This is a genomic window from Rhizobium sp. NZLR10 (assembly GCF_019685125.1).
Classification (GTDB): domain Bacteria; phylum Pseudomonadota; class Alphaproteobacteria; order Rhizobiales; family Rhizobiaceae; genus Rhizobium.
Genome location: NZ_JABDWE010000001.1, coordinates 80,718 through 106,995, shown reverse-complemented (window position 1 = coordinate 106,995; position 26,278 = coordinate 80,718). Strand labels below are relative to the sequence as shown.

General features: G+C 62.1%; 26 protein-coding genes. 18 read left to right on the top strand and 8 right to left on the bottom strand.

Translation table 11 applies throughout. From position 1 onward, the window contains the following. From HJB82_RS00445 to HJB82_RS00400, 10 genes are all read left to right on the top strand, one after another. Window positions 1–1,035, top strand: a complete 1,035-nt coding sequence (locus tag HJB82_RS00445; protein ID WP_221116850.1) for a Gfo/Idh/MocA family protein — start codon at window positions 1–3, stop codon at window positions 1,033–1,035. Next, window positions 1,032–2,876, top strand: coding sequence for a hypothetical protein (locus HJB82_RS00440; RefSeq protein ID WP_221116851.1), 1,845 nt, complete (start codon window positions 1,032–1,034; stop codon window positions 2,874–2,876). The genes HJB82_RS00445 and HJB82_RS00440 overlap by 4 nt, the downstream gene beginning before the upstream one ends. Before the next feature lie 56 nt (window positions 2,877–2,932). Continuing rightward, entirely contained in the window at window positions 2,933–3,937 is a 1,005-nt protein-coding gene (locus HJB82_RS00435) for a dihydroxyacetone kinase subunit DhaK (protein ID WP_221139399.1), read from the top strand. Window positions 3,938–3,940: 3 nt separating this feature from the next. Then, window positions 3,941–4,612: a dihydroxyacetone kinase subunit DhaL gene (gene dhaL / locus HJB82_RS00430; protein WP_221116853.1), complete on the top strand. Its 672-nt coding sequence runs from the start codon at window positions 3,941–3,943 to the stop codon at window positions 4,610–4,612. 46 nt (window positions 4,613–4,658) lie between these two features. Beyond that, the gene (locus tag HJB82_RS00425) at window positions 4,659–5,912 is read left to right on the top strand and encodes an ABC transporter substrate-binding protein (protein WP_221139398.1); all 1,254 of its coding nucleotides are present in this window, start codon (window positions 4,659–4,661) and stop codon (window positions 5,910–5,912) included. 93 nt (window positions 5,913–6,005) lie between these two features. Continuing rightward, window positions 6,006–6,905 carry a carbohydrate ABC transporter permease gene (locus HJB82_RS00420; RefSeq protein WP_221139397.1) on the top strand — a complete coding sequence of 300 codons (900 nt, stop codon included), beginning with the start codon at window positions 6,006–6,008 and terminating at the stop codon, window positions 6,903–6,905. Window positions 6,906–6,958: 53 nt separating this feature from the next. Further along, window positions 6,959–7,786: a carbohydrate ABC transporter permease gene (locus HJB82_RS00415; protein WP_259673899.1), complete on the top strand. Its 828-nt coding sequence runs from the start codon at window positions 6,959–6,961 to the stop codon at window positions 7,784–7,786. A gap of 32 nt (window positions 7,787–7,818) precedes the next feature. Next, entirely contained in the window at window positions 7,819–9,345 is a 1,527-nt protein-coding gene (locus tag HJB82_RS00410) for a DUF5060 domain-containing protein (RefSeq protein ID WP_221139395.1), read from the top strand. A gap of 14 nt (window positions 9,346–9,359) precedes the next feature. Then, a complete protein-coding gene (locus HJB82_RS00405) occupies window positions 9,360–10,430 on the top strand; it encodes an ABC transporter ATP-binding protein (protein WP_221139394.1) in 1,071 nt (356 codons plus the stop codon). Between the two features lie 140 nt (window positions 10,431–10,570). Continuing rightward, a complete protein-coding gene (locus HJB82_RS00400) occupies window positions 10,571–11,080 on the top strand; it encodes a GNAT family N-acetyltransferase (RefSeq protein ID WP_221139393.1) in 510 nt (169 codons plus the stop codon). A 109-nt stretch (window positions 11,081–11,189) separates the two neighbouring features. Here the strand turns inward: HJB82_RS00400 and HJB82_RS00395 are convergent, their stop codons facing one another. Further along, window positions 11,190–11,357 carry a hypothetical protein gene (locus HJB82_RS00395; RefSeq protein WP_221139392.1) on the bottom strand — a complete coding sequence of 56 codons (168 nt, stop codon included), beginning with the start codon at window positions 11,355–11,357 and terminating at the stop codon, window positions 11,190–11,192. A gap of 21 nt (window positions 11,358–11,378) precedes the next feature. On the opposite strand from HJB82_RS00395, the gene HJB82_RS00390 reads away from it, so the two are divergent. Beyond that, window positions 11,379–12,272 carry a protein-L-isoaspartate O-methyltransferase gene (locus HJB82_RS00390; protein WP_221139391.1) on the top strand — a complete coding sequence of 298 codons (894 nt, stop codon included), beginning with the start codon at window positions 11,379–11,381 and terminating at the stop codon, window positions 12,270–12,272. 1,415 nt (window positions 12,273–13,687) lie between these two features. Here the strand turns inward: HJB82_RS00390 and HJB82_RS00385 are convergent. Then, entirely contained in the window at window positions 13,688–13,825 is a 138-nt protein-coding gene (locus tag HJB82_RS00385; RefSeq protein WP_207585110.1) for a hypothetical protein, read from the bottom strand. 1,213 nt (window positions 13,826–15,038) lie between these two features. On the opposite strand from HJB82_RS00385, the gene HJB82_RS00380 reads away from it, so the two are divergent. After that, complete coding sequence (locus HJB82_RS00380) at window positions 15,039–16,118, top strand: YihY/virulence factor BrkB family protein (protein WP_207585111.1); 1,080 nt, start codon at window positions 15,039–15,041, stop codon at window positions 16,116–16,118. A gap of 86 nt (window positions 16,119–16,204) precedes the next feature. Next, window positions 16,205–17,488, top strand: a complete 1,284-nt coding sequence (locus HJB82_RS00375; RefSeq protein WP_221139390.1) for a cystathionine gamma-synthase family protein — start codon at window positions 16,205–16,207, stop codon at window positions 17,486–17,488. Between the two features lie 47 nt (window positions 17,489–17,535). Here the strand turns inward: HJB82_RS00375 and HJB82_RS00370 are convergent, their stop codons facing one another. After that, window positions 17,536–17,949, bottom strand: coding sequence for a cupin domain-containing protein (locus tag HJB82_RS00370; RefSeq protein WP_221116862.1), 414 nt, complete (start codon window positions 17,947–17,949; stop codon window positions 17,536–17,538). A gap of 37 nt (window positions 17,950–17,986) precedes the next feature. Further along, window positions 17,987–18,751: an SDR family oxidoreductase gene (locus tag HJB82_RS00365; RefSeq protein ID WP_221139389.1), complete on the bottom strand. Its 765-nt coding sequence runs from the start codon at window positions 18,749–18,751 to the stop codon at window positions 17,987–17,989. A gap of 384 nt (window positions 18,752–19,135) precedes the next feature. Here HJB82_RS00365 and HJB82_RS00360 point away from each other — a divergent pair, with 384 nt between their 5' ends. Then, entirely contained in the window at window positions 19,136–19,594 is a 459-nt protein-coding gene (locus HJB82_RS00360; protein WP_207585115.1) for a carboxymuconolactone decarboxylase family protein, read from the top strand. Between the two features lie 118 nt (window positions 19,595–19,712). Here the strand turns inward: HJB82_RS00360 and HJB82_RS00355 are convergent, their stop codons facing one another. The 3 genes from HJB82_RS00355 to HJB82_RS00345 are packed head-to-tail and all read right to left on the bottom strand — an operon-like array spanning window position 19,713 to window position 22,858. After that, window positions 19,713–20,918 (bottom strand): thiolase family protein, encoded by a 1,206-nt coding sequence (locus tag HJB82_RS00355; RefSeq protein WP_207585116.1) that lies wholly within the window; start codon window positions 20,916–20,918, stop codon window positions 19,713–19,715. Then, on the bottom strand, window positions 20,896–22,419 hold the full coding sequence (locus HJB82_RS00350) for a class I adenylate-forming enzyme family protein (RefSeq protein WP_221139388.1): 1,524 nt from the start codon (window positions 22,417–22,419) through the stop codon (window positions 20,896–20,898). Before HJB82_RS00350 ends, HJB82_RS00355 begins: the two co-directional genes overlap by 23 nt. A gap of 28 nt (window positions 22,420–22,447) precedes the next feature. Next, entirely contained in the window at window positions 22,448–22,858 is a 411-nt protein-coding gene (locus HJB82_RS00345) for a thioesterase family protein (protein ID WP_221139387.1), read from the bottom strand. A gap of 53 nt (window positions 22,859–22,911) precedes the next feature. Here HJB82_RS00345 and HJB82_RS00340 point away from each other — a divergent pair, with 53 nt between their 5' ends. Then, window positions 22,912–23,880, top strand: coding sequence for a zinc-dependent alcohol dehydrogenase family protein (locus HJB82_RS00340; protein WP_221139386.1), 969 nt, complete (start codon window positions 22,912–22,914; stop codon window positions 23,878–23,880). Between the two features lie 40 nt (window positions 23,881–23,920). On the opposite strand, the gene HJB82_RS31440 is transcribed toward HJB82_RS00340, so the two are convergent. Further along, window positions 23,921–24,466: a hypothetical protein gene (locus tag HJB82_RS31440; RefSeq protein WP_246762856.1), complete on the bottom strand. Its 546-nt coding sequence runs from the start codon at window positions 24,464–24,466 to the stop codon at window positions 23,921–23,923. Window positions 24,467–24,878: 412 nt separating this feature from the next. Here HJB82_RS31440 and HJB82_RS00325 point away from each other — a divergent pair, with 412 nt between their 5' ends. The 3 genes from HJB82_RS00325 (at window position 24,879) to HJB82_RS00315 (ending at window position 26,250) form a co-directional block, all read left to right on the top strand. Continuing rightward, window positions 24,879–25,334: an SgcJ/EcaC family oxidoreductase gene (locus HJB82_RS00325; protein WP_221116868.1), complete on the top strand. Its 456-nt coding sequence runs from the start codon at window positions 24,879–24,881 to the stop codon at window positions 25,332–25,334. A gap of 248 nt (window positions 25,335–25,582) precedes the next feature. Then, on the top strand, window positions 25,583–25,843 hold the full coding sequence (locus HJB82_RS00320; protein ID WP_207585121.1) for an antitoxin: 261 nt from the start codon (window positions 25,583–25,585) through the stop codon (window positions 25,841–25,843). Then, a complete protein-coding gene (locus HJB82_RS00315; protein WP_221139385.1) occupies window positions 25,840–26,250 on the top strand; it encodes a type II toxin-antitoxin system VapC family toxin in 411 nt (136 codons plus the stop codon). Before HJB82_RS00320 ends, HJB82_RS00315 begins: the two co-directional genes overlap by 4 nt. Window positions 26,251–26,278: the final 28 nt, after the last annotated feature.

Below are 26,278 nucleotides of genomic sequence, written 5' to 3'. Positions count from 1 at the left end.
ATGACCGAATTGAAAGGCGCGTTGATCGGCTGCGGTTTCTTTGCGATCAACCAGATGCACGCCTGGAGCGATGTCGACGGCGCCAGGATCGTCGCGATCTGCGACCGCGATCCGGAGCGGCTTGACATCGTCGGCGACCAGTTCGGCATCGAGCGCCGCTATAGCGATGCCGAGGCCTTGTTTACCGATGGCGGCTTCGATTTCGTCGATATCGCCACCACCGTCCAGAGCCACCGCGCGCTGGTGGAAATGGCCGCCGGCAATAAGGTGCCGGCCATCTGCCAGAAGCCGTTCGCCAAGACGCTGTCGGATGCGAAGGCGATGGTCGAGGCCTGCCGCAACGCCGGCGTCGCCCTGATGGTGCACGAGAATTTTCGTTGGCAGACGCCGATCCAGGCGGTTCGCAAGGCGCTCGATGCCGGCGCGATCGGCACGCCCTTCTGGGGCCGCTTCTCCTTCCGTTCGGGCTACGACGTTTTTTCCGGCCAGCCCTATCTCGCCGAAGGCGAGCGCTTCATCATCGAAGATCTCGGCATTCATACGCTCGACATCGCTCGCTATATCCTCGGCGATGTCAGCTCGCTGACGGCGCGCACCAGGCGGGTCAATCCAAAAATCAAGGGCGAGGACGTCGCGACCATTCTGCTCGATCATGAAAATGGCGCCACCTCGGTCGTCGATGTCAGCTACGCCACCAAGCTTTCCAAAGAGCCGTTCCCGGAGACCCTGATCGAGCTCGATGGCACCGAGGGCACGATCCGCCTGAGCCAGGGTTATGGCCTCGAAATCAACAACGCCGAGGGCACCACCAAAATGGATGTCTCTCCGAAGCTGCTATCATGGGCCTCTCGGCCCTGGCACAATATCCAGGAGAGCGTCTACGCGATCCAGCAGCATTGGGTCGACCAACTCAAGCGCGGCGCGGATCACTCGACGTCAGGCGTCGACAATCTGAAGACCTTCGCCCTTGTCGAGGCTGCCTATGACAGTGCTGCCGGGGGAAAGACCATCGACGTCGGGGCGATGCTGCAATGACGGGCGATGCCTTCCAGCTTTACGGCACCCATGCTCTGGAAACGCCGCCGGTTCGCCTGACGGCCGGAAAGCTGGCCGCCGATCTCGCCGATGGCAATCTCCGCACCATCCGTTACGACGGTGTCGAGGTGCTGCGGGCGATTTCCTATCTCGTTCGCGACCGGGACTGGGGCACCTACAGCCCCGAGATCGCCGATCTCAGGATCGAGCAGGGCGACGACCATTTCGAAGTCGCTTATCGGGCACGTTGCGAGGCATCCGACGGAACGAGCCTCGTCATCGACGTCCGCATCATCGGATATCAGGACCGGCTCGATTTCGAGGCCGAAGCCACGAGCGAGACCGGCTTCGAGACCAATCGCTGCGGCTTCTGCATCCTGCATCCGATTGTCGGTGTCGCCGGTTCAGCCGCGACGGTCGAGCATGTCGACGGCCGGATCGTCGAGACACGCTTTCCCGATGTGATCGAACCCTGGCAGCCGTTCCAGGATATGCGCGCTATTTCCCATGAGGTCATGCCTGATGTGACGGCGGAATGCCGGATGGAAGGTGACACCTTCGAAATGGAGGATCAGAGGAACTGGTCCGATGCCTCTTACAAGACTTATGTCAGGCCGCTCGCCCTGCCCTGGCCTTATCGGATTCCCGCCAACCAACCGGTTCGGCAGAAGACGTCGCTGATGATCAGGGACGCCAGCCGTTCCGCAGCGGTCTCAGCCGCGACGTCGAGCGATGTCATAAGGCTCGAACTTGGAACACGGACCGGCACCATGCCCGATATCGGTGTGGTCGTTACGCCGCAGGAGGCCGATGCGACCCTCTCGGCTCGGTCCCTCCTGTCGGAGATCGCGCCGCGCGAGCTTCTCTTCCATTTCGATCCGAACGCTGGACATGGCGTCGAAGCGCTGCAGAAATTTGCCGCTATCGCTGCCGACCATCCTGGCCGTACGACGCTGGAGATCGCGCTTGCCTGCAAGTCGTCGCCATCAAGCGAAGCGGCCGAGATTGCCCGCCAGATGCAGCGCGCGGACTTCGAGCCGGAAGCGATCCTGATCTCGCCTTCCGTCGATCGGCAATCGACGCCGCCTGGCAGCAAATGGCCGGACTGCCCTCCCCTCGAAGAGATCTATGCCGCGGCCCGCGCCGCCTTCCCCGGCACTCGCATCGGCGGCGGCATGCTGAGCTATTTCACCGAGCTCAACCGCAAGCGCGTGCCATCAGGCGAGATCGATTTCGTCAGCCATTGCACCAATCCGATCGTGCATGCGGCCGACGATCTCAGCGTCATGCAGACATTGGAAGCGCTGCCCTTCATCACGCGATCCGTCCGCGCGGTCTACCGCGACAAGCCCTACCGCATCGGCCCGTCGACGATCCCGATGCGGCAGAACCCTTATGGTAGCCGCACCATGGACAATCCTGCGGGCGGACGCATCCCGATGGCCAATCGCGACCCGCGCCACAACGGGCGTTTCGCGGAGGCTTTCGCGCTCGGCTACGCGATCCGGGTGCTGAATGCCGATCTCGAATGCCTGACGCTTTCGGCACTGACCGGCCCTTTCGGCCTGATCGCCGGCCCGGATGAACCGGTCGAGCAAGGCGGGCGGCGGCCGCTGTTCAACACGGTGCGGACCTTGTCGGCCCTCGCCGGCGCGTCCTGGCAGGAATGCGTCTCGTCTTCGCCGTCCGAAGTGCTGTCCTTCGTGGCGCGGGATGCCGCAGGCGCCAGGATCTATGTGGTCAATCTGACCAGCAAAGAGCGAAGGGTCGACGGCGGTGCTCTGGATAAAGAGCTGCGGCTCGCGCCTTTCGGGACGGTCGTCTTGCCGCTGGCGGATTGACCTCCGGCGATACAGCCGCATCTATGCAGTCGGAGCTCGTTCTGGGGAGGATCGGCGTGAAGACGAAAAAGCTTATCAATGCAGGCGCAGATGCCGTCGATGAGATGCTGCAAGGCGTTCTCGCGGCCCATCCCGAGCACCTTTATGCCGTGGACGACATGCCGCGCGCCATCATTGCCAGAAACGGACCGCGCAAGGGCAAGGTCGGGCTGGTGATCGGCGGCGGGTCCGGGCACGAACCGACATTCCTCGGCTATGTCGGCAAGGGGCTGGCGGATGCTGCCGCGATCGGCAATGTCTTCGCCTCGCCGCCCCCCGATCCGATCATCGCCTGCGCCAAAGCCGTCGACGGCGGCGCCGGCGTGCTCTTCATGTACGGCAATTATGCCGGCGACGTCATGAACTTCGACATGGCCGCCGAAATGCTGGCGCTTGACGAGATCGAGGTGCGCACCGTCCTGACCACCGACGATGTCGCGTCCGCCCCCGCCGATCAGAGGGACAGGCGGCGCGGCGTGGCGGGCAATGTCTTCATCTTCAAGGCCGCTGGTGCTGCCTGCGATCTTCTCTATTCCTTCGACGAGGTCGAGCGCGCCGCCCGCCATGCCAATGCGCGAACCTATACGATGGGTGTGGCGCTCGCGCCTTGTTCGCTGCCGCAGACCTTGAAACCGAATTTCCTGATCGGCGACGGCGAGATGGAGATCGGCATGGGCATCCATGGCGAGCCCGGCATGGCCCGCGAGCCGCTGAAGGCGGCCGACGCGGTGACCGACGAACTGATGGACAGCATCCTCCGCGAGATGAAGGCAGAACGGGGCGACCGTGTCGCCGTGCTCGTCAACTCGCTGGGCTCCACGCCGATGATGGAGCTCTACATCATGATGCGGCGCGTGAAGGTGCGGCTCGACGAGGCGGGGCTTGTCATCCATAGCTCGCTCGTCGGGAATTACTGCACGTCGCTCGAAATGGCCGGCGCTTCGGTGACGCTCATGCACCTCGACGACGAGCTTCAGCGGCTGATCGACCATCCCTGCGATTGCGCCATGTTTACGAGGTGATCGATGCTGATCACGACGAAAGACCTGCAGCACCTCTTTATCCTTATCGCCGAGGACATCGCCGCGCAGCGCGATCATCTCTGCGAGCTGGATGGCGCCATCGGCGACGGAGATCACGGCCTTGCCATGGACGCCGGCTGTGAAGCCGCCGCCAAGGCGATCAGCGGGCTCGATGCCGCGCAGACTGCGCCGACGCCTGCCTTCAACGCTGCTGCAAAGGCATTTCTGAATGCGGTCGGCGCGTCATCGGGCCCGCTCTATGCCACCGCCTTCATGCGCGCCGGCGCTTCGGTCAAGGACAGGTCTGACCTGAGCGATGACGATTTTGTGCGGGCTTTCGCGGCGATGGCGCAAGGCATTCAGGAACGCGGCAAGGCGGAGCCCGGCGAAAAGACCATGGTCGACGCCTGGAAGCCGGCGACCGATGCGGCGCTCAGGGCCTGGGCGTCGGGAACCGCCCTTCCTGAATGCTTCGACATGGCGGAGCGGGCAGCGCGCCAAGGCTGCGAAGCGACCCGGGAGATGACAGCGGCCAAGGGACGGGCTTCGCGGCTGGGGGATCGAGTGATTGGCCATATCGATCCGGGTGCCGCCTCGGCCGTCATCATCATCGCTTCCATTGCAAAATTCATCCGGCATCGCGATGGTTATCTCATCATACCAGTTGACATGTAAATGATCATCTGCGACAAGGGGCCGGCTTATCAAGAGGAGGACGGTAATGCTGACCCTATCTGCGAAATTGAAGACTGCGAGCATCGTCGCGATGGCTGTGGCGTCTCTGGCTGCAACTCCGGCTGTTGCCGAAGACATCACGCTCTGGACCCTCAACTTCGACAACAACGCCGCCAACGGCGCGCTCAAGAAGGTTGCGACGGATTTCGAAGCGGCAAACCCCGGAACCCATGTCGAGATCGTTCAGCGCGCCGTCGACGAACACAAGACGGCCCTGCGTGTCGCGGCCGGTTCCGACAAAGGCCCCGACATTTATTTCAGCTGGGCGGGCCTCGGCCTTGGCGGCGAATATGTGAAGGCCGGTCTCTCCCTGCCACTCGACAAATATTATGCCGAATATAAATGGAACGACGAATTGCTGCCCGCCGCTGCGGCTTTCGCCGACCTCTATCCCGGCGGCAAGCACGGCGTTCCCTTCACCTTCAAGGGCGAAGCCGTCTATTACAACAAGAAGCTTTTCGAACAGGCCGGCATCAAGGAAGAGCCGAAGACCTATGAGGAACTTCTCGCCGCGGCCGACAAGCTGAAAGCCGCCGGCATCCCCGCCTTCACCTTCGGTGGCACCGTCAACTGGCACGTCATGCGCCTGATGGACGTCATACTCGAAACCAAGTGCGGCGCCGAAAAGCATGATGCACTGAAGGCTATGACGCTGGACTGGACCAAGGAACCTTGTGCGACGGACGCCTTCGCCGAGTTTGCGAAGTGGACGAAGGATTATACGCTGCAGCCGTTCATGGGCATCGACAACAAGCAGTCCTACAGCCTCTTCACCGCAGGCCGCGCGGCGATGATGCTCGAAGGCGACTGGTTGGTCAGCCAGCTCAACGGCTCCGGCGCCAATCTCGACGATTACGGCATCTTCCCCTTCCCGACCAATACCGAGCGTCTCTATGGCTTCGCCGAGTACAACTACATCAGCACCAAGAGCAAGAATCCTGATATAGCCGCCAAATTCCTCGACTATTTCCTGTCGACGAAGGTGCAGCAGGATCTGCTCGGCCAGTTGAGCTCGACCTCCGTCAACAAGAACGTCCAATACGCCAACCAGAAGCCGCTCGAGGCGGAATGGCTGGAGATCTTCCAGAAGTACGGCAAGGTCTACATGAACGGCGATCAGGCCTTCCCGCTCGATGTCACGACGGAATATTTCCGCGTCATCAACGACGTCGCCTCCGGCAACACCGAGCCGGCCGACGCGGCCAAGCAGCTGCAGAGTTTCATCGCAAGCAGAAGCTGATTCCTTCCAAGGCGCCAGTCGATCGACCGCTGAGTTGATCGGCTGGCACATTCTTTCATCAGCTGGCGGCTGCTTTGCCCTCAGGAGGAAAGCATGTCACTTCGACAATCGACTCATGATCCGCGCGTGCAAGCGGCGATCCTGCTGGTGCCGGCGCTGGCGATCTATGCGGTCTTTGCGCTCTACCCGATGCTCAACGTCGTCATCCTGAGCTTCCAGAAGTGGAACGGGCTGGATGCCAACCGGCAATTCGTGGGCATTGCCAATTATTCGGCGATCTTCACCCGGGACCCGGTCTTCTGGGTTGCTTTCCGCAACACGGTGATCTGGACTTTGATGAGCCTGATCTTCCCGCCGATGGTCGGACTGCTCCTGGCGCTCAGCCTCAATCAGAAGATCTTCGGCCGCAATGGCCTGAGGGCGATCTTCTATCTGCCCGTCATCATCGCGCCGATCGCCGTCGCCACCATGTGGAAATGGATGTACGATCCCTTCTTTGGCCTGTTCGCCCAGCTGCTGACCTCCTGGGGCATGCAGAGCTGGATCAAGGACTGGCTCGGCAACAGGGATATCGCCCTCTATTCTGTCTTCGTCGCCTATCTCTGGCAGACGGTGGGTTTCTCGATGGTGCTGTTCCTGGCCGGCCTGCAGAGTGTCTCGCAGACGCTGGTCGAGGCCGCGCGCATCGACGGCGCCGGCCGCTGGGCGGTGTTCAAGCATGTGACGCTGCCGGCATTGCGCCCGACGATCACCATCGTTCTCGTTCTTTCGATCATCTCCTCGCTGAAGGCCTTCGATATCGTCTACGGCCTGACCGGCGGCGGGCCGGCGCAGTCCACCCAGATGCTGGCGCTCTGGGCCTTCACGCAGGCCATGCAGATCTTCGATTTCGGCCGGGGTGCGGCGATCTCCGTCGTCCTGCTGCTGATCACCATGGCCGTCGTCATTCCCTATTTGAGATGGACCCAGAAACACGAGGAGGTCGAATCGTGACAGCAGTGCCGAGCGATACCGCCGCCGTGCATCTCGAAGTCCAGCCGTCGTCGATGAAGCGCGATCCCGTTCTGATCGGCCTCTGGATCACGCTTGTCGTCGTCGCCCTCGTCTGGGTTGCGCCCTTCGTGTTCATCGTCTTTACCTCGCTGAAGACGCCGGCGGCGGTGACGAGCACCGGCGCCTTCATGCCGCCGACCGAGCTTGCCTATGACAATTACAGCGCTGCCTGGAGCCGCGGCAATTTCGCCAACTCCTTTCTGAACAGCGTCGTCATCACCGTCATCAAGGTGCCGCTCGGCCTGTTCCTGTCGGCCATGGCCGCCTATGCTCTGGCCAAGATCAAGCTGAAGATCAGCAAGGCCCTGCTGCTCGTCGTCGTCTTCGGCACGATGATCCCCTTTCAGGTGATGCTGGCGCCGCTCTTCACCCTGGTCAATTCCTTCGGACTGATCGACACCTATCCCGGCGTCATCCTGCCCTATATCGCCTTCGGCGTTCCCTACCAGGTCTTCATCCTGCACGGCTTCTTCAAGGGCATTCCCAAGGAGCTGTCGGAAGCAGCCCTCATCGACGGCGCCACCCACTTCACCATCTTCCGGCGGATCTTCCTACCGGTGTGCCTGCCCGTGCTTGCCGCGCTGCTCATCCTCGATTTCGTTTCCACCTGGAACGAATTCGCCATGGCGCTGGTGCTGCTGCAGGACCAGCACATGTGGACCTTGCCGCTCGGCCTGATGTCATTCCAGGGGCAGTTCTCCAGCAATTACGGCCAGCTCAACGCGGCGATCGTCATGACCGTTCTGCCGGCGACGATCGTCTATCTCATGTTCCAGCGCTACTTCGTCTCCGGCCTCACCTCCGGCGCCGTCAAGGGCTGATCGCGAAATCTTATCTCACGAGGAGAGACAGAATGTCTGATGCAACAGTCGAAAAATGGGGTGTGTTCGAGGCCGCCTTCGAGGGGCCGGCCGGCGGCAATCCCTATCTCGACGTGGCATTCGATGCCGTGTTCACCCAGAAGAGCCGCGATGTGCGCGTGCCGGGCTTCTATGACGGCAACGGCACTTATCGCATCCGTTTCATGCCCGACAGTGAGGGTGAGTGGTCGTTCAAGACGCGCTCCAAGACTGCGGCCCTCGACGGCAAGACCGGTGTTTTGACCGCGACCGCACCTTCGGCCGGCAATCACGGCCCGGTGCGCGTGCGCAACAAATTCCACTTCGCCTATGCCGACGGCACGCCGTTCCTCTCCTTCGGAACAACCTGCTACGCCTGGACGCACCAGCCGCTCGACATGCAGAAGCAGACGCTGGAAACCCTCAAGACGGCGCGTTTCAACAAGATGCGCATGGGCGTGTTTCCAAAGGACTATCCCTATAATGTCAACGAGCCGCTGCATGCCTGCTTCGAACGCGGCGCGGATGGCGGCCAAGATTTCGACCGGCCCAACCCCGCCGCCTTCCAGCATTTCGAAAAGCAGGTCGCGGCGCTTTGCGAACTCGGCATCGAGGCCGATATCATCATCTTCCACCCCTATGACCGCTGGGGCTATGCCGACATGTCGGCCGCGCAGGATTTCCGCTATGTCGAATATCTGGCCGCGCGTCTTTCCGCCTGCCGGAACGTCTGGTGGTCGCTCGCCAATGAATATGATTTCCTCATCGACACCAAACCGATGGCGCAGTGGGACCGCTACTTCCACATCCTGGAGGAAAACGACCCCTACCAGCACCTGCGTTCCATCCACAATGGCGACGTTACGGCGAATTTCGATCATCGCAAGCCGTGGGTCACGCATAGCTGCATTCAGAACCCTGACGTCAAGCGCACCCAGGAATGGCGCGATGCCTATGGCAAGCCTGTCGTCAACGACGAGCCGGAATATGAGGGCGACATCCTGCAGTCATGGGGCAATCTCCATGCGGGGGAACTCGTGCATCGCTTCTGGATCACCATGGCGCGCGGCGGTTATGCCGGCCATGGCGAGACCTATTCCCATCCCGAGGATCTGATCTGGTGGGCCAAGGGCGGCGAGCTGCGCGGCGAGGCCTGGAAGCGCATCGGCTTCCTTCGCGATCTGCTGGAGGCCGACGTCAAACATGGGCTCGAGCCGCTCGGTATCATCGGCGAATGGCCCTGGTCGCGGGTATCGGGCGCGCGTGACGGCGACGGCGATTTCCGGCTGATCTATTTCGGCGAACATCAGCCGGTCATCTGGTCCACTGGCCTGCCTGTCGATGGCGACGATTACGATGTCGATATCATCGACACCTGGGAGATGACGATCACGCCGGCTGAAAAGGTGGCCGCGCCCGTTCCGCATCCGACCCGCCATGGCTCGATCGTGCGCGGCGGCAAGCCGGACGCGGCCTTCGGCGTCAAAATCCCGCGCAAGCCATACCAGGCGCTGCGCGTGCGCCGACGCGGGAAGAACTAATCAAGGGGTCCAAAATGTCAGGCTTGAGCATCAGAAACGTCAAGAAATCCTTCGGCACCGTCGATATTATTCATGGTGTCGACGTCGAGATCGCCGATGGTGAATTCACCATTCTCGTCGGCCCCTCCGGCTGCGGCAAGTCGACCTTGCTGCGCATGATCGCCGGGCTCGAAGACGTCACCGGCGGCCAGATCAGCATCGACGGCCGGGTGGTGAACAATTTGCAGCCGAAGGATCGCGATATCGCGATGGTCTTCCAGAACTACGCGCTGTACCCTCAGATGACCGTCTCCCAGAACATGGGCTTCGCGCTGGAGCTTGCCGGCGCCAAGCGGCCTGAGATCGAGAAGAAGGTCGGCGAAGCCGCCGCTATTCTCGGCTTGCAGCCGCTTCTCCACCGCAAGCCGGCCCAGCTTTCCGGTGGGCAGCGCCAGCGCGTCGCCATGGGCCGCGCCATCGTTCGTGATCCCAAAGTCTTTCTGTTCGACGAGCCGCTCTCCAATCTCGATGCGAAACTGCGTGTAAAGATGCGGGCGGAGATCAAGGCCCTGCACCAGCGGCTGAAGACCACCATCGTCTACGTCACCCATGACCAGATCGAAGCCATGACCATGGCCGACAAGATCGTCGTGCTGCATGGCGGCCGCGTCGAGCAGATCGGCAGCCCGCTCGAGCTCTATGACAGGCCGCGCAACATCTTCGTCGCCGGTTTCCTTGGCTCCCCCGCCATGAATTTTCTCGAAGGGACGATCGACGATGGGGGAAAGCCGGCATTGGCGCTGTCCAGCGGTTCGCGCGTGGCGCTCTCGCGGGCGCCGGCAAATTCCGCCAACCGGCCGCTGACGCTCGGCATCCGCCCGGAAGACATCGCCTTCGGCGGCGAGAACGGGGTGGATGCCGTGGTCAAGGTGGTCGAACCGACGGGATCGGAAACCCATGTCGCCGTGGAAGTCGACGGCCGGGAGCTGACATGGGTCGTGCGCGAACGTGTCGAGCTCGTCCCGGAACAGCCGGTGAAGCTTTCCTTCGAAACCTCCAAGGTTCATTTCTTCGACCGGCAGACGCAGCAGCGATTGAACGCCTGACGACAGTTTCCGCGCAATCGGCGAACGCGAAATCGGTGTCGGGTGCGCTGGACGATGCCTCATCCTGGCAGACGAAATGGTGACTTGTCATCTCAAAATCTCGCCGATAGGTTGTTGGCGAACGACGAGGTAGCCAAGACATGCACATCCGAAAAGCCGCCTCCCCCGACGCCGAAGAGTTGAGCGCTCTCCTGAACGAGCTCATCCGGGCAGGCGGAACGACAGCGCTCGAGACCCCGCTTTCGGCCGCCGAGTTCGTCGATTGGTTCATCGACGGCGAGTTTCCGCTTGTCTGCCATGTTGCAGAGCACGATCAGTCGCTTGTCGGCTTTCAATCGCTGAGCTTATACGGCGATCCGCCGAAAGGCGTCGCCGACATTGCGACCTTTGCCCGCCTGAGCCCAAAGACCGCGGGCGTCGGCAGCGCGCTTTTTCCCGCGACAAGAGCGGCAGCAAAAGAGCTCGGGCTGGAATTCATCAATGCGACCATCCGCGCCGACAATATCAGCGGACTTGGCTATTACGCGAAGATGGGCTTTGAGACCTATGACAGGCTGGTTCAGGTTCCGCTTCAGGACGGAACGCAAGTCGACAGGATCAAGACGCGTTTCAGCGTAAACGCCATGGGTCGCGCGACGCCGCACGGCTGAATGCCTCGACGGCGTTATGGGGAGGTGTCGACGCCGCGCGCCGGTGATGCCCGCGTGCAGGTCGGTTCTGACCTGCGGCGGCGGGTTCGAATTATATAGTGTTGCCATGTTAAGCCCATGACGTAACAACGTAGTTTTCTGCAATGGAAGCAAAAATGAGCTTAACTTCCGCCATGCGTGCAGACTGCTTCAGGACGCTATCCGCCGTCGACAGCGGCCAGGTATCGAGCGTGGAGAGATCTGCAGGCGCAAAGACGGAGAAAACGGCACCGATCAAAGTCATGTCCGGAGATTAGCCATGTCCGCTGCGATGTTCACGACCGACGAACTTGCGTTGATCCGCCGCGCTTACGCCCATCAGGTGACGGCAACCGCCGGAACGACGAACCCGCGGATCGAGGCTGCCTTTGCCGCTGTCCCTCGCGAAAAATTCCTCGGTGCGCCGCCATGGCAGATCGCCAATCTCGGTGGCGGATATCGCCCCCTGCTCTCCTCAGATGTGGTTCTGGCCTATCAGGATGCGCTGTTCGCCTTGCAGCCCGACAAGGGCGTCAACAATGGCAGCCCGTCGCTGCATGCCCGCCTCCTGGCGGAATTGGACGCCCGGATCGGTGATCGCATCGCTCATATCGGTGCCGGCACCGGTTATTATAGCGCCATTCTCGCGGAGCTGGTGGGCGCCACCGGGCATGTCTATGCCGTAGAAATGGACCCCGATCTGGCCGGCCATGCCCAAGCAGCGCTTGCCGACCGGTCCAATGTCAGCGTCATCACCGCCGACGGCAACCAATGGCCGCAGCAAGAAGTGGATGCGATCTGCGTGAATTTCGCCGTCGGGCGTCCCGCAGCGCCGTGGATCGAAAAGCTGCGAGCCGGAGGGCGCCTGGTGTTGCCGCTTGGCGTACCGCGCCAGGGCCGACCGTCGAACGGCGGTCGCCATGCATCCCATGGCGCCGCACTGCGTATCGAGCGCGGCGCGAATGGATATGCGGCGCGTTGGATCGGCAATGCGTATTTCGTCTGCGCCAATGGCGGATTGACGACCGACGAGGCCGAGGTGGAGAAGCTGACGGCCGCCTTCAAGCGTGGCGGCATCGAGTTCATCAAAAGCCTGCTCTGGAAGACGGACCCGCGGATAGGACGCTGCTGGTATATCGGCGACCAATGGGCGCTCTGCTATGACGATCCCTGAAGCATTCCTTCCAGAGTGCCGACTGCTGCATCTCCGTTGCGAACAGCGACGCAGCCCACCACGCCGAAGATCTCGATGCCCCTCGCCCCTTCGCCCGGCGCGATCAGTCGGCCGCAGGTTTGATCAGCGACGACATCGCAACACCCGAGCATCCGGCGGAGATGGTATGGGCGATGACACGTTCGGAGTGTCGACCTTAGATCCGGCCTTCCCGAAGCTTAGCGCAAGCTCGCCAACGGCGCCTCTCCCCAGTTGAAGCGGGAAACTCTGCTGTTGAAATTTGCTGTCGATGATCTTCGAGATCGAGCCGGAGGCGCCGAGTATTCGAGCCGCGGCCATGCGGCGAAAGTTCATATGAATTGCGCACCACCGCCGGCGGCAAGGCGGCAGCTTCGGCGCAGGTTGGCGACGCAGGCAATGAACTTTGCCGCCGGCTCCGCCGATCCCGTTTGAGGACCGGATCGATAGGAGCGGAAGAAATGGAGGATGTGGCCTGTCCGGCTACTCCAGTGGTTTGCCGAAACAGCGAAAGCCCGGCGCGGGAGAGGCACCGGGCTTCGATAGTGAGCGACAGCCTGGGAGGAGGAATGACTGTCTGTCGGACCCAAGCGGCTCGGAGGGGTGAAGCGCTTCGGTCCATCACGAGGTAGTGCCGCGACGCGGCAAATTCAAGCTTGGCGGCTGGGTGGCAAGACGGGTGACGCTGCAAGAGGGTCGAATTGGGCGCAGCTTTTGATTATTGCTCGCGGCCGGATTCGGCGGCGTTGTCCGCGGACAACTTGCGCTGCGCCGCCACTCATTCCCGAAGCGAGCAGGTCGCTGCGTCCTTTGAGGCGTTTGCGGGGAGCGCCTCAGGCTCAATTGGACGACAGCGTAAGGTGAAGTGTTCTCGAGAACTTGTTCTGTCTCGATGGTCACCGGGTTGTCCGCGGACAACCCATTTACGATCAATCCCGTATTCTCGACGCTCAGGCTTTTGCATAGCTGATCCTTCCTCACCTTTAGCGCGCGGCGCCGACGCTGCTCCTTGCATTTCCCTCGACGTCGGCGCACCCGCATCGCCCGTCGAGGCCCCGAGCGGCGCGCTTCAGGGTGAGGCTCTCGGGGGTAGTATCGGAATCTTCAACGCCTGAAATTGAGACGCAGGAAATCTACCGCCCCTTGTTGGGGGCGCATCCTCCAGCGTGCGCCTCATCTTGAGACACGCAGGCCGACAGCCGGAGCCTCGAAGGACGTGCTCAGCGCCGTTCCTTGCACTCCTTCGGCGTCGGCGCACCGGCCTCGCCCTTCGAGGCCTCTTGCGGGGCGCCTCAGGATGATGCCCTCGTGTGCGGTGGCGCGGGTTCTTCAACGCGCACTATTGGAGCGCAGATCCGCAGTGTCCCTTGTTGAGGACGGCACCCTCAGGGCGTTCCTCATCCTGAGGCGCGCAGGCCGACGGCCGGAGCCTCGAAGGGTCCGCTCCAGCGCTGCTCCTTGCATTCCTTCGACGTCGGCGCGCCCGCCTCGTCCTTCGAGGCGGTGCGCCTCGGGATGAGGCTCTCGTGGGCCACGGCACGGCATTCTCCAGCGCTCGTTGTTGGGCGCAGATTCCTGGCGTCTCCTATGGACGGCGGCACCCTCTAGGCGTCCCTCATCCTAAGGGGCACAGGCCGAAGGCCATTGCCTCGAGGGAGACGCCGCAGCGCTGCTCTTTGCATCCATTCGGCGTCGGTGCGCCCCTCGCATTTCGCTGCCATGCACACCAGTTGCGGGGCGTGTTGAATAGGCTTTGCGGCCATCGTCTGATTGGAAGTTGTCCGCGGACAACGGGCAATCAGGCAAGCGGACCTACATCCGAGTTCAGGGATTCGCCTGGTGACGCGCCAGGCCTCGTGCCGGGAAGAGCCTTTGGCCGAGGTCTGACCCGGCCGAGGCTCGGCTGTCGCACGCCCGTGACGAGGCGATCGCGTGCATCGTCGGACGTGCATTTTTCATCGGTCGATGCTTGGAGATATCGAGCCGATTGCCCTTCCGCCATGTGACACCGCATCCATCGCGCGATGGCTGGTCGAGGCGCACGGCAGTCTGGCCGGCCTCGCCATGCGGCCGAACCGAATGACCATGAAGCAGGGGAGGGGCTGGTTCTCAAGCAGCGCCGACCCGGTCTGCAGACGAGACTTTCGGGGGCGTATCGTGAATGCGTTGTCCGGCTGCGACCGAGGTATTGAGATCTCGATCTCGATCGCGGGCAGGCAATGCTCCGGCTTCGGCGGCGGGCAACATGGATGATGCCGGGCAGAAGCACCTCCGCGTCCGGTTCCCGATATTCGCGGTCGATAACGAGAGCAGCTATTGCAGGGGATTGCCACTGGCGTTATTGTTTTGTCGATCGCTGACAGGCGCTGTGGTCGCAACATTGCAGACGCTTGGAGCCAGAATTCGCTGCCTTTGAGACCGAAACGATGGTTGTCGGGCAGGCTTGTCGAAAAGACCGCCCAGTCAGTAACGAAACTAAAGTGCGAATTCACTTCCATAACTGGAAGTGATAATAACGAGATCAATGGCTTAGAATTTTGTAAGCTGCACCATACCCCCCGCCACCAGGCGATAGATTCCCCCGCAGCGACCGGTTTGACAAGCCCGAATCGGTCAAAATTGCCGTTACTCGACAGGCTCGAGGAACGGAATGATTTTGCCCCCCGCTCGAATGGTCGCGGGAGGCAGCGGCTTGCATCCTTTAGCGGCACTCTGCGTTATCCCCGCACCAGAGCGGAGAGCATCCTCATGCCAGATGTGCTTCACCTCAAGAAGATGTCGATCGCAGCGGCGATGGTGGCTGCGGCGATCGGCGCACTTGCGTTGATGCAGGCAACGGAGCGCAGTTCCGTTCCCCCGAGTGCCGAACCCCGCCGCGCGGTTGACGATCATGGCCGCAGCGCCGCGACGCCCGAGGCTATTCCGCTCCGCGGACTTCGCGATGTGTTCTGGCGCGTCTACCATGAAGTCCTGAACGACCGGGTCACACTCATTGCCGCGGGTGTGACCTTTTATCTGCTGCTGGCGCTGTTTCCCGCCATGGCGGCTCTGGTGGCGCTCTACGGGCTGGTTGCCGATCCGATCACCATATCCGAACATCTTCGCGAATTGGCCGGCCTCATGCCGCCGGGAGCGTTCGATCTACTTGCCGATCAGATCAAGGAACTCGTCAATAAGCGCGACAGTGCACTTGGCATCACCTTTTTCGTCGGTCTCGGCATCGCGCTATGGAGCACGCATAGCGGCACGCTGGCGATCTTCGATGCGATGAACGTCGCCTATGAGGAGAATGAAAAGCGCGGTCTTATCCGGTTGAACCTCGTCGGACTCTGCTTCACCTTGAGCGCGATGCTTCTGACGGTGGTGATGGTGGCGCTTGTCGGCGTCATGCCGGTTGTGCTTTCCTATCTCTGGCTCGATCAGTTCAACGAGCACATGGCCCTTCTCCTGCGGTGGCCGCTGCTGCTGCTGGTCGTCGCGGTGGCGGTTACCTCAGTCTACCGCTTTGGCCCCAGCCGGGAGCCTGCCAAGCTCCGGTGGATGACGTGGGGCGCCGTTCTGACGACGGTCGCCTGGGCCGCCATGTCTCTCGGGTTCTCCTTCTACCTCGATCATTTTGCCAATTATAACGCGACCTACGGCACGCTCGGTGCGCTGATCGGCCTCCTCATCTGGATCTGGCTTTCCGTCGTCATTCTCGTCATCGGCGCGGAGCTCAACGCCGAACTGGAGCATCAGACCGCGAGGGATACGACGACGGGCACGCCGCTGCCGATGGGCGCGCGTGGCGCCTATGTTGCAGACACTCTGGGCGAGGCCGTCAACTGATCATTGAGGAGCATCATCAATGACTGCGCCTCACCTGTGGTTTTGATGTATTTTATCCTTCCGCAACCCCGACAGAGGAGACGATCATGACGGCCCCGCATCCTTCCAAAACCCATATCGGCAATCATGCACTGCATCCCGAAACGCAGATGCTGAATTACGGCTACGATCCCGAACTCTCGGAAGGGGCGGTCAAGCCGCCGGTATTCCTCACCTCCACCTTCGTCTTCAAGTCGGCCGAGGATGGCCGCGATTTCTTCGATTACGTCTCGGGCCGCCGCGAGCCGCCGGCGGGGAAAGGCGCGGGTCTCGTCTATTCGCGCTTCAATCATCCCAATAGCGAGATCGTCGAGGACAGGCTCGCCGTTTACGAGCGGACGGAAAGCGGCGCGCTGTTTTCCTCAGGCATGTCGGCGATCGCCACGACCTTGTTCGCCTTCGTCCGGCCGGGCGATGCGATCCTGCATTCGCAGCCGCTTTATGGCGGCACGGAAACCTTGCTGGCAAAGACGTTCCTCAATTTCGGCGTCGGCGCCGTCGGCTTTGCCGATGGCGTCAGCGAGGGATCGGTGCAGAAGGCGGCGGAAGAGGCGATGGCGAAGGGCCGCGTTTCCGTCATCCTGATCGAAACACCCGCCAATCCGACCAACAGCCTGGTCGATGTCGCGATGATCCGGCGCGTGGCCCACACGATCGGCGCAAAGCAGGGGCATACGCCGAACATCGTCTGCGACAATACCCTGCTCGGCCCGGTTTTCCAGCGGCCGATCGAACACGGCGCCGATATCTCGCTCTATTCGCTGACCAAATATGTCGGCGGCCATTCCGACCTGATCGCCGGCGCCGTTCTCGGCCGCAAGGCTGTCATCAAGCAGGTCAAGGCGCTGCGCGGCGCGATCGGCACGCAGCTCGATCCGCATTCCTGCTGGATGCTCGGCCGGTCGCTGGAAACGCTGCAGCTGCGCATGGAACGGGCAAACAGCAATGCGCGGGCCGTTGCCGATTTTCTGCGCGATCATCCGAAGGTCGAGAAGGTCCACTACCTGCCCTATCACGATCCGGATTCACCATCCGGCCGGACCTTCGCCGCGCAATGCACCGGCGCCGGCTCCACCTTCTCCTTCGACATTCGCGGCGGCCAGCCGGCCGCCTTCAAATTCCTGAACGCGCTGCAGGTCTTCAAACTTGCGGTCAGCCTCGGCGGCACGGAATCGCTTGCGAGCCATCCGGCCGCCATGACGCATTCCGGCGTGCCCGCCGATGTCCGCCAGCGCATCGGCGTGCTGGAATCGACGATCCGCCTGTCGATCGGCATCGAGCATCCGGACGATCTGATCGCCGACCTGGAGATGGCGCTGCAGGCGGCCTGATACGGCGGGGAAATCGATGCCCGGCGGCGCCGGGCATCGTGGGGACGTCACTTGTCGTCGGTTGTCAGTTCCGTCTCGTCGGTATTCAGCACGAAGACCGCAAGCAGGCGGGCCGGCTTTGTCTTGCTGGCATTCTTGCTGACGGCGTGATGATCACCCGGAAATTCGGGAAAGCTTTCGCCGGCCTTATAGACCTTCTCCGGCCCGTCATTCACCTTGCTGGTGATCGCCCCTTCGAGAACGGTGGCGTAGATGAAGGCCGAGGCCGGGTGCGTATGGCCGGGCGACGAGCCGCCCGGCCCATATTCGACGAGCACCGCCCGCATGCTCTTGCCGGGAACATTGGGAAGCTTCTGGTCGAAAACGACGCGAACCTTCGCGTCGCCGCCTGCAGCATAAGCCTGAGTGCCGGCGGCAAGGACAATGGCGAACGCGGCCGCCGAGATCATTTTTCTGAGCATGTGTGGTCTCCTGCGTTGATGGGACGTGGTCTCGCTGTTAGGCGCTCTTTTTCTGCGGCGGCTGCCGGCTGAGCCAATCGTCGAAGCGGATCCGGCCGAGCCGCGCCTTGGCTCCGGTTACCAGCGAGTCGTCTTCGAGCTCGACGCCGAAATAGCGGGCGTGGGGATCCGCCATCACCTGGCGCGGATCGTTCGTCGCTTTCAGGAGGCGCGTCACGATGTCGGTGAGGCGGATTTTCTCCGGTCCGCCAATCTCGATCGTGCCGTTCGCAGGCTCGGCAAGCGCCACTTCGGCCATGACGTCGGCGACATCGTCCGATGCGATCGGCTGCACATAGGCCGGCGACAGATGCACCATCTGACCGACCGTGCCCGACTGGGCGATGCCGGCCATGAATTCATGGAACTGCGTCGAGTGCACGATGGTGTAGGGGATGCCGGAAGCCTTGATCAGCTCTTCCTGGGCCATCTTGGCGCGCATGTAGCCGCTGCCCTGCAGCCGCTCCATGCCGACGATCGACAGCGCGATGTGATGCTTCACGCCGGCGGCAGCCGCTGCCTTGAGCAGGTTGCGGCCCGAAGTCTGGAAGAATTCGAGGACCGCCTTGTCCTCGAAGGAGGGTGAGTTGGCGAGATCGAGCACCACCTGGGCACCTGCGAGCGCCTCCGTCAGGCCCTTGCCGGTGATCGTATCGACGCCCGAATTCGGCGACGCCGCCCGCACCTCGTGTCCCTTGTTGCGCAATCTTTCCACGGTCTTCGAGCCGATCAGCCCGGTGCCGCCGATAATGACGATCTTCATGGGTAGTCTCCTTGTCCTTGCGAGGATTTCCTCTGTTGACCTGAGGTGGCTGCCGAAATCGCCTCCTCGGCGAGGCAAGCGACTTCATCGGAATGGGGACCGTCGCCGCGGGGATTTTCCGGCGCGGCCGGCCGGAACCGACGGGCTGCAGAATGCGCCGGATCGCGGCCCCGAACCATTCTCCCCCAGTCGCGGTCACCCTATGCGTAGGCAGTAGCCGGGCTCGCCCTGCGCTCGATCCATCCGGCCGAAATGGAGGAGTTTCACGTCATCCGGGATCGGCCGAACCTACCCTCGGAGCAGATAGGCGAGCCTGATGGCACGGCGTATCCACTGTCGGGCAAGCCGTGGCTTGCGTCATCAACCCTCTCGATGGAGACGAGAATGATCAAGCGTTTGAACTTCATAGCCCATAAGAACAGCGGCGTTGACGGTCTGGTCGCCGTCGAAGCCTGGATCGCCAAGAGCTTCGACCCGAAGCTGCTCGAACTTGTCAAAGTGCGCGTTTCCCAGATGAACGGATGCGCTCACTGCCTGCATATGCACCGTCAGGACGCCCTGAAGCTCGGCGAAACGGACGACCGGCTGCTGCTTCTGAATGCGTGGCGCGAGTCGCAGCTCTTCACCCAACGGGAGCGGGCCGCCCTCGCCTGGGCCGAGGCGCTCACAGAAATCGCGAAAAGCCATGCGCCTGATAATGTTTATGAAGAGGCGCATAGCAATTTTTCGGATGACGAACTCGTGGCCCTTTCGATCGGCATTGCGATGATCAACGCCTGGAACAGGCTGGCGATCGGCTTCCGGCTTCAGCACCCCGCGGATCACAAGCGCATCGCCGCCTGACGGGATCGCAGCATGAAGAACGGACCGGGCGAAGAGCTTCGCCCGGCTCAGTTTGCTAAAAACCTGGTTTGTTACTCGGTGTCATGTTTGGTGGCGATGACACACGATACCCTTATGATCAGGAAAGCGTGGCGGTCTCGAACATGGCGGTCAGCCCGATGCCGCCGCCGATGCCGATCATTGCCAGGCCGGTCGCGCCGGCAGCTGAGCCGCTTTTATGGGCGCGGATCAGCTGGCTGTAGAGCCGGGTGACGAGGATTGCACCGGATGCGCCGAACGGATGACCCAAGGCAATGGCGCCGCCATTGCTGTTGACCGCGTCCGCGGAAACTTCGAGTTGATCCAGCGATGCCAGAACCTGGGCCGCGAAAGCCTCGTTGAATTCGATGGCATCGACGGCGGCGAGCGAGAGCCCGGGCTGACGCTGAAAGAGCTTTTTGGTCGAGGCAACCGGACCGATGCCAAGCAGGTTGGGGTCGACACCGGCCGCCGCGCTGTCGATGAAGGCGAGGCCCTTGTCGATGCCGAGACTTTTCGCCATCCCGCGGCTCATGACCAGCACCAGGCAGGCGCCGTCATTCACAGGGCAGGCATTGCCTGCTGTCACCGAACCGCCGGGGAGAAAGACCGGCCGGAGGTTTGCGAGCGCCTTGAGCGATGTGGATGGGCGCGGGCATTCGTCGCGTTCGACCAGTCCGTGGCCGGTGGAGATTTCGACGATCTCGGGCCGAAAGATGCCGGCATCGGCCGCCGCGGCGGCGAGCTGGTGACTGCGGAGCGCGAATTCATCCTGTCTCTGCCGCGATATGCCGAATTGACGGGCGACGTTTTCGGCGGCAATTCCCATCTCAGGATCGCCGACGGCATCAGGCGAAAACCGGGCGCGCCCATAAAAGCGCGGTAGTGCCCCATTGGCTTTTGGTCGTTCGACACGCCATGGCGCGGTGCTGACGCTCTCGACGCCGCCGGCCAGAAAGCAGCAGCCCGCTTTCGCCTGGATCAGGCGGGCGGCCATGATGATCGCTTCCAGGCCTGAACCGCATTGCCGGTCGATCGTCACACCCGGAACCGCCATGGGCAGGCCTGCGGCGAGTGCCGCCAGCCGCGCGATGTTGCCACCACCGCCGGCGGCGTTACCGACCAGGACGTCGTCTATAACGTCGGGCGCAATTGCCGTTTCGGAAAGGATCCGACGGATGATCGGCGCGAGCAGGTCTTCCGCCGCAACTGTCGAAAGCGATCCGAAAGCCCGCCCGATCGGCGTGCGGTAAGCGGCAACCACGACCGGCTGCCAATCCTCGTCAGGCTGATAGGCGTAGGACAAGATCGTCTCCCGAGATCACAGCCGTTTCCACGTGCCCCCTGGCAATCTTGCCGCTGCTCGTCATCGGCCAGGATCCGATATGGTAGAATTGCCTGGGGATCTTGTACCTGACGAGCTTATCCGCGCAATAATCGGCCAGGATTTTTGGATCTGTCGCCTCTCCCGACACGACCGCGACGATCCGCTGGCCGTAATAGGCATCCGGCAGCCCGAAGACGACGGCATCGTCGACCCCCGGGCAAGCTTTTAGGGCGCTTTCGACTTCGGCGGGATAAACATTATTGCCGCCGGATATCATCATGCCGCCTGCCCTGCCGATCACCCGCAGCATGCCGTTTTCATCGAGTTCGCCGAGGTCCCCGACCGTCGCTCCCGCCTCGGTGACCCGGAATGCCTGACCGTCGTCACCCCAGAGATAGCCGTCGGCGATCAGGTCGCTCCTGACGAATATGGTTCCCGGCACATCGGTCCCGACGTTGTTTTCATCAGGGTCGCGAATGGAAATTTCCACGCCGGGATAGGCTTGTCCCACCCGATCGATCGGAAAATCGACCGCGCCGCCGACGAGCGTCGAGACCGTCATGAAACCGATTTCGGATGCGCCGTAATATTCCCTTATGCGCGCCTTCGGAAAAAGACGGCGCATGGATTCGACCCCGTTCACGTCCAATTTTGCGCCGGCGGTCAGGACATCGCGCAGGGATGTCAGAGCCGGTTTGGCGGCCCAGGCCCTTGATATGCCGGCTATATGGGTGGGCACGGCGACCAGCCGCTCGATCTCTTCGGCCGAGAGCGTGCGCGCGACGGCCTCGGCATCCCATTTCCTCACCGAATAAAAGGTGCCGCCGGCATCCAAGGCTTCGACCATGGCGTAAAGCGCCAACCCATGCGCCAGGGCGCCGGGGCACATGGTGGACGGAGCATCTTCGAGTTCGAAAATGACGCGTCCGCGATCAAGGCTCCGGCGCCATTGCCCGCGCGAGCGATAATAGGCTTTCGGCTCGGCTGTCGTGCCTGAGGTAAAGCCGATCAGGAAGATGCCCTCGGCATCATCAGGCAGATCGCCTTCCGTCTCGGTGAAATCGAAGGGCTCCGCTCCGGCGGTGATGACTGATATGCCGAGCCTGCGGCCGATCTCGGCGCTCGGGCTCGCCTCGTCGTCGACGATGAGCACGTCGGGCGCCAGCCGCTCGATGATGCGCTCGATCCTTTCCGGCGGCATCATCGGGTCGATGACCGCGGCGGCATGCGGCCAGGCGGTGGCGGCGATGAAATATTCGGCAAAGCCGATGTGGTTGCCAAGGCTGAGGGCCGCAAGTTTCTCCACGCCGGGCAGATCGAGCGTGCGGCGGGTCGAGTGCGGCAATTCCTGGAGAAAACCGTAAATCGCCTTGGCGCGTAAAGAGAGTTCGCCGTAGCGCAGGGAGCGGCCGTCGATCGCCAGGGCCGGCTTGTCAGGCCTTTCCGTTGCATGTCGAAGAAGCTGCGCATGGATCGGCATGGACACCCGCTGGTTTGAAGATCGGCCGTCAGCCTAAAGCGGCCCTGGTGGCGTCGGGAATTGGCGTCGGGCGGCTGTCGGAGAGGCCGACGCAGACCCAGACGAGCCCGGCCGAGGCGCAATGAGCGCCATCGCGCCGGCGAAACAGTTCGATCGCAAAGGAGAGGCTCGTGCGCCCGATTTTCTCGACAGCCACCTTGGCCTCGACGACATCATCGACGTCGATGGGGTTGTGAAAGGTGATCTCCGCCTTCTTCACGTGATAGGCCACACCCGAGGAGGTGTGGCGGAAGTGGCTGAGAATTTGCCGGTGCCGCAGGAACTCGACGACAGCATCCTCGCAATAGTCGAGGTAAACCGAGTTATGGACATGACCATAGATGTCGATGTCTCGCATCGACACCCGGAAGGATGCTAAAGGCCTGTCGTCAACACTCATTCGATCACCGAAAATTGGTGGGCTGTTCTAACCGCTGTTGTCTGGGGGATGCAATGCAATATCAGGCGGTCGTGCGAAAATTCGGGCCGGCCCAGGATGTCGTCGAGATCGAACGGACCGCACTGCCGACGCTGCGGCGCGATCAGGTCCGGGTGCGCCTGCTCGCGCGTTCGATCAATCCGTCCGATATCATCACCATTTCAGGCGCCTATGCGGGGCGGACGACCTTGCCGTTCATCCCCGGCTTCGAAGCCTTCGGCGTGGTCGAAGCGTGCGGCGAGGAGGTTCATGGCCTTTCCCCGGGAACGCGTGTACTGCCGGTGCGCAGCGCCGGTGGATGGCAGGAGTTCAAGGATACCGATCCCAGCTGGTGTCTCCGTGTGCCGGAGGCGCTCTCCGACTTCGAAGCCGCGACGAGCTACGTCAACCCGATGACGGCCTGGCTGATGCTGCAGGAGAAGATCGGGCTGAGGCCGGGCATGCGCATCGCCGTCAATGCCGCCGCCTCTTCGATCGGATCGATATTGATCGGCTTGGCAAATGCCGGCGGCGTGGAACCGGTGGCGATCGTCCGCAGCGAACAATCCCTCCAGCGCCTCCACGGTCGTCTCGAGGCCGTGATCATCGACAGGGCGAACGGCGACCTGGCCGCGGGGCTTGCCGGCCGGCATGGGCTCGACGCGGTACTCGACTGCGTCGGCGGCGCCCGCGCCGGCCTGCTCGCCGACGCGCTACGGCCGGGCGGGCACTTCGTGCATTACGGCCTGCTCTCAGGCCAAAGCATCCCGAATTCCTTCTGGGCCTCCCATCCCGATATGACTTTTTCGTTTTTCCATCTCCGCGAATGGGTTCATTCCGAAGCCATGGGCGACGTCCAGCACGCCTATTGCGACGTGGCGGCGCAGATCGCCTCGAAGATCATCGCGACCGAGGTGCGGGAGGTTTTTCCCTTGGAAAATATCCGCCAGGCGCTGCAATCCGCCCTTCCCTTCCGGACGGGCGGTAAGGTGCTGCTCGCCTGACGCGCGAGCGCGCAAACCGCCGCCGACGGCCAACGCCCCTTCAAGATAAGGGTGGATCGACCCACGGCCGTTCCGACTTCGGCGTCGCCAGCCCGTGTCTGGCGAGCTCCAACGTCAGAATGCGAGTTTCAAGAAGGTTGAAGATTCGCAGGACCGCCTCGATCGCATCGAAGGGTTTCGTCAGGAAATCCTTGGCGCCGAGGGACAGCGCCCGCCTGCGCGTCGGCAAGGTCGCGTCGGCGGTGAGAACCAGGATCGGCTGCGCCGAGCCGTCATGCAGATCGAGCGCCACCCGTTGCCGCTCCTGCTCCTGTGCCTGGATCAGCTGCGCGACCAGGGCGGCAAGCTCGCTGCGCTGCCGTTCGAGATCGCCGAGCAGCGCCTGCTTTTCTGCCGCCTGACGTTCGAGATTGCAGGCGTCGGCGAGCTGGCCCGCCACCACCTCCAAGGTCTGCCGGTCGTCGGCATCGTATGCGCGCGCCCTCGAAGGACCGATGAGCGTCAGATGGAGAGCGGAACCATCCTGCGAGGCAAACAGGATGCCGTCGCTTTCCGAGCTCCTCGATTGCACGACCGTAAGCTGCACGGGCGCCTCTCCCTGCAAGGGCGGAAAGACGAGCCTGGCAAGCGGCCGTCCGGCGAAATCGGCAAGCCGGGACAAGACCTCTGGGGCGGCCGTTTCGAAGGCGTGTGTGTCGAGAAGGTTCCGCACTTCGATGATGAAACGCAGACGTGCCGCCCGCGCTGTAAAGGGCTCTCATCTCCGCGACATCAGGCGAATGCGCCGTATCTGTGTTATGCTCCAGACCCAACGGGACTGCTCCTGAAATGAATGACGCGGGCACGATAGTCATTCCGGTGGGAATGTCATCTATGCCGTTCGGCAAATCGGATCGGAGCCACCCGGCAGATGGGGCCGCAGCGCCGGCCGCTTAGATATTGGTCATGCGGTTGACCGATGCGATGTCCGCTGGAGCCGCCATAAAGGAAAGTCAAACATGCGTACGATCATCGCTGCCGCCCTCGTCCTCGGTTTCGTTCAGGTCCAGTCGGCGGCAGCGGCCGAAACGGCGACTTGCGCGCCAGTCAGCGAGGAGGAAGTGGCAAAGCTTTTCGACCGCTGGAATACGTCGCTGGCGACGCTGAGCCCGCAGGAAGTCGCAAAGAACTATAGCGAGGATTCCGTGCTTCTCGCCACCCTGTCCGACAAACCTCGCCTGACCCAGGCGGAACGGATCGATTATTTCGAGCACTTCCTGGCGAAGGAGCCCAAGGGCCACATCGACAGCCGCGACATCAAGACCGGCTGCAACTGGGCAGTCGATACCGGCACCTATACATTCGCGCTGAAGGACGGTTCGAAGGTGCCGGCCCGCTATACCTACACCTATGAGTTCAAGGATGGCACCTGGCTGATCACCTCGCACCACTCGTCGATGATGCCGGAGAAGTAAGGTTTCATCGACTTATTGGTCCGGCAGGGAGATCCCGTGTTCACCCCACACGGGGTCTCCTACTGCTGACTGCATATTCGTTGTGCGCGGCTTGTGCCTCGAGCATCTGTCATCGATCGATGGCAGATGCTCGAGGCACGGAGCCGGCATGACACAGGAGGGGTGTGCCTGGCACGCCTTCTCCTTCTTTTAAAAACATGGCGCACCGCGTATATACGTTCTAATATATACAAATCGCGGAGGCTCCTATGCCGCAATATGCACGAGTGTTTCAATCCGGCAATTCACAAGCGGTTCGTCTGCCGAAGGAATTCCGTTTCGACGTTGACCAGGTAGAAGTGACGCGGGAAGGCGATGCCATAATCCTGCGGCCGCGGACCGATCACGGCAGGCGCTGGGCGTCGTTGCAGAGCGCCTTGGAGCGCGGCTTCAGTGACGATTTCATGGCGGAAGGACGCGGGCAGCCGGAGGATCAGGAGAGGCCTGGGCTACAGGACCTGTTCAAGTGATCACCCATCTCGTCGACACCAATGCAGTGATCGCTTTGATCGGCCGGAAGTCCAACATACTCTTGAGCCGCGTGATTGAGAGCGACGAGGGATCGATCGGACTGTCGACGATCGTGATGCACGAGCTTTATTACGGCGCCTATGGGAGCGCGAAAATTTCCTACAATCTTGAGACCCTGCGCCTGTTCATGGCGGATTTCCCAGCCATTGGTTTCGAACGCGAGGATGCGCTGGCCGCCGGCGAGATCCGCGCGGCATTGGCGGCAAAGGGAAGGCCAATCGGTCCCTACGATGTTCTGATCGCCGCCCAGGCGAAGGCCCGGGATCTGTTTGTCATTACCAACAATGTCGGGGAGTTCCGGCGCGTGGATGGCTTGCGCGTCGAGGATTGGATGGTCGGGCGGTAGTTCCCGATGCGCGGCATTCCATAAAGAA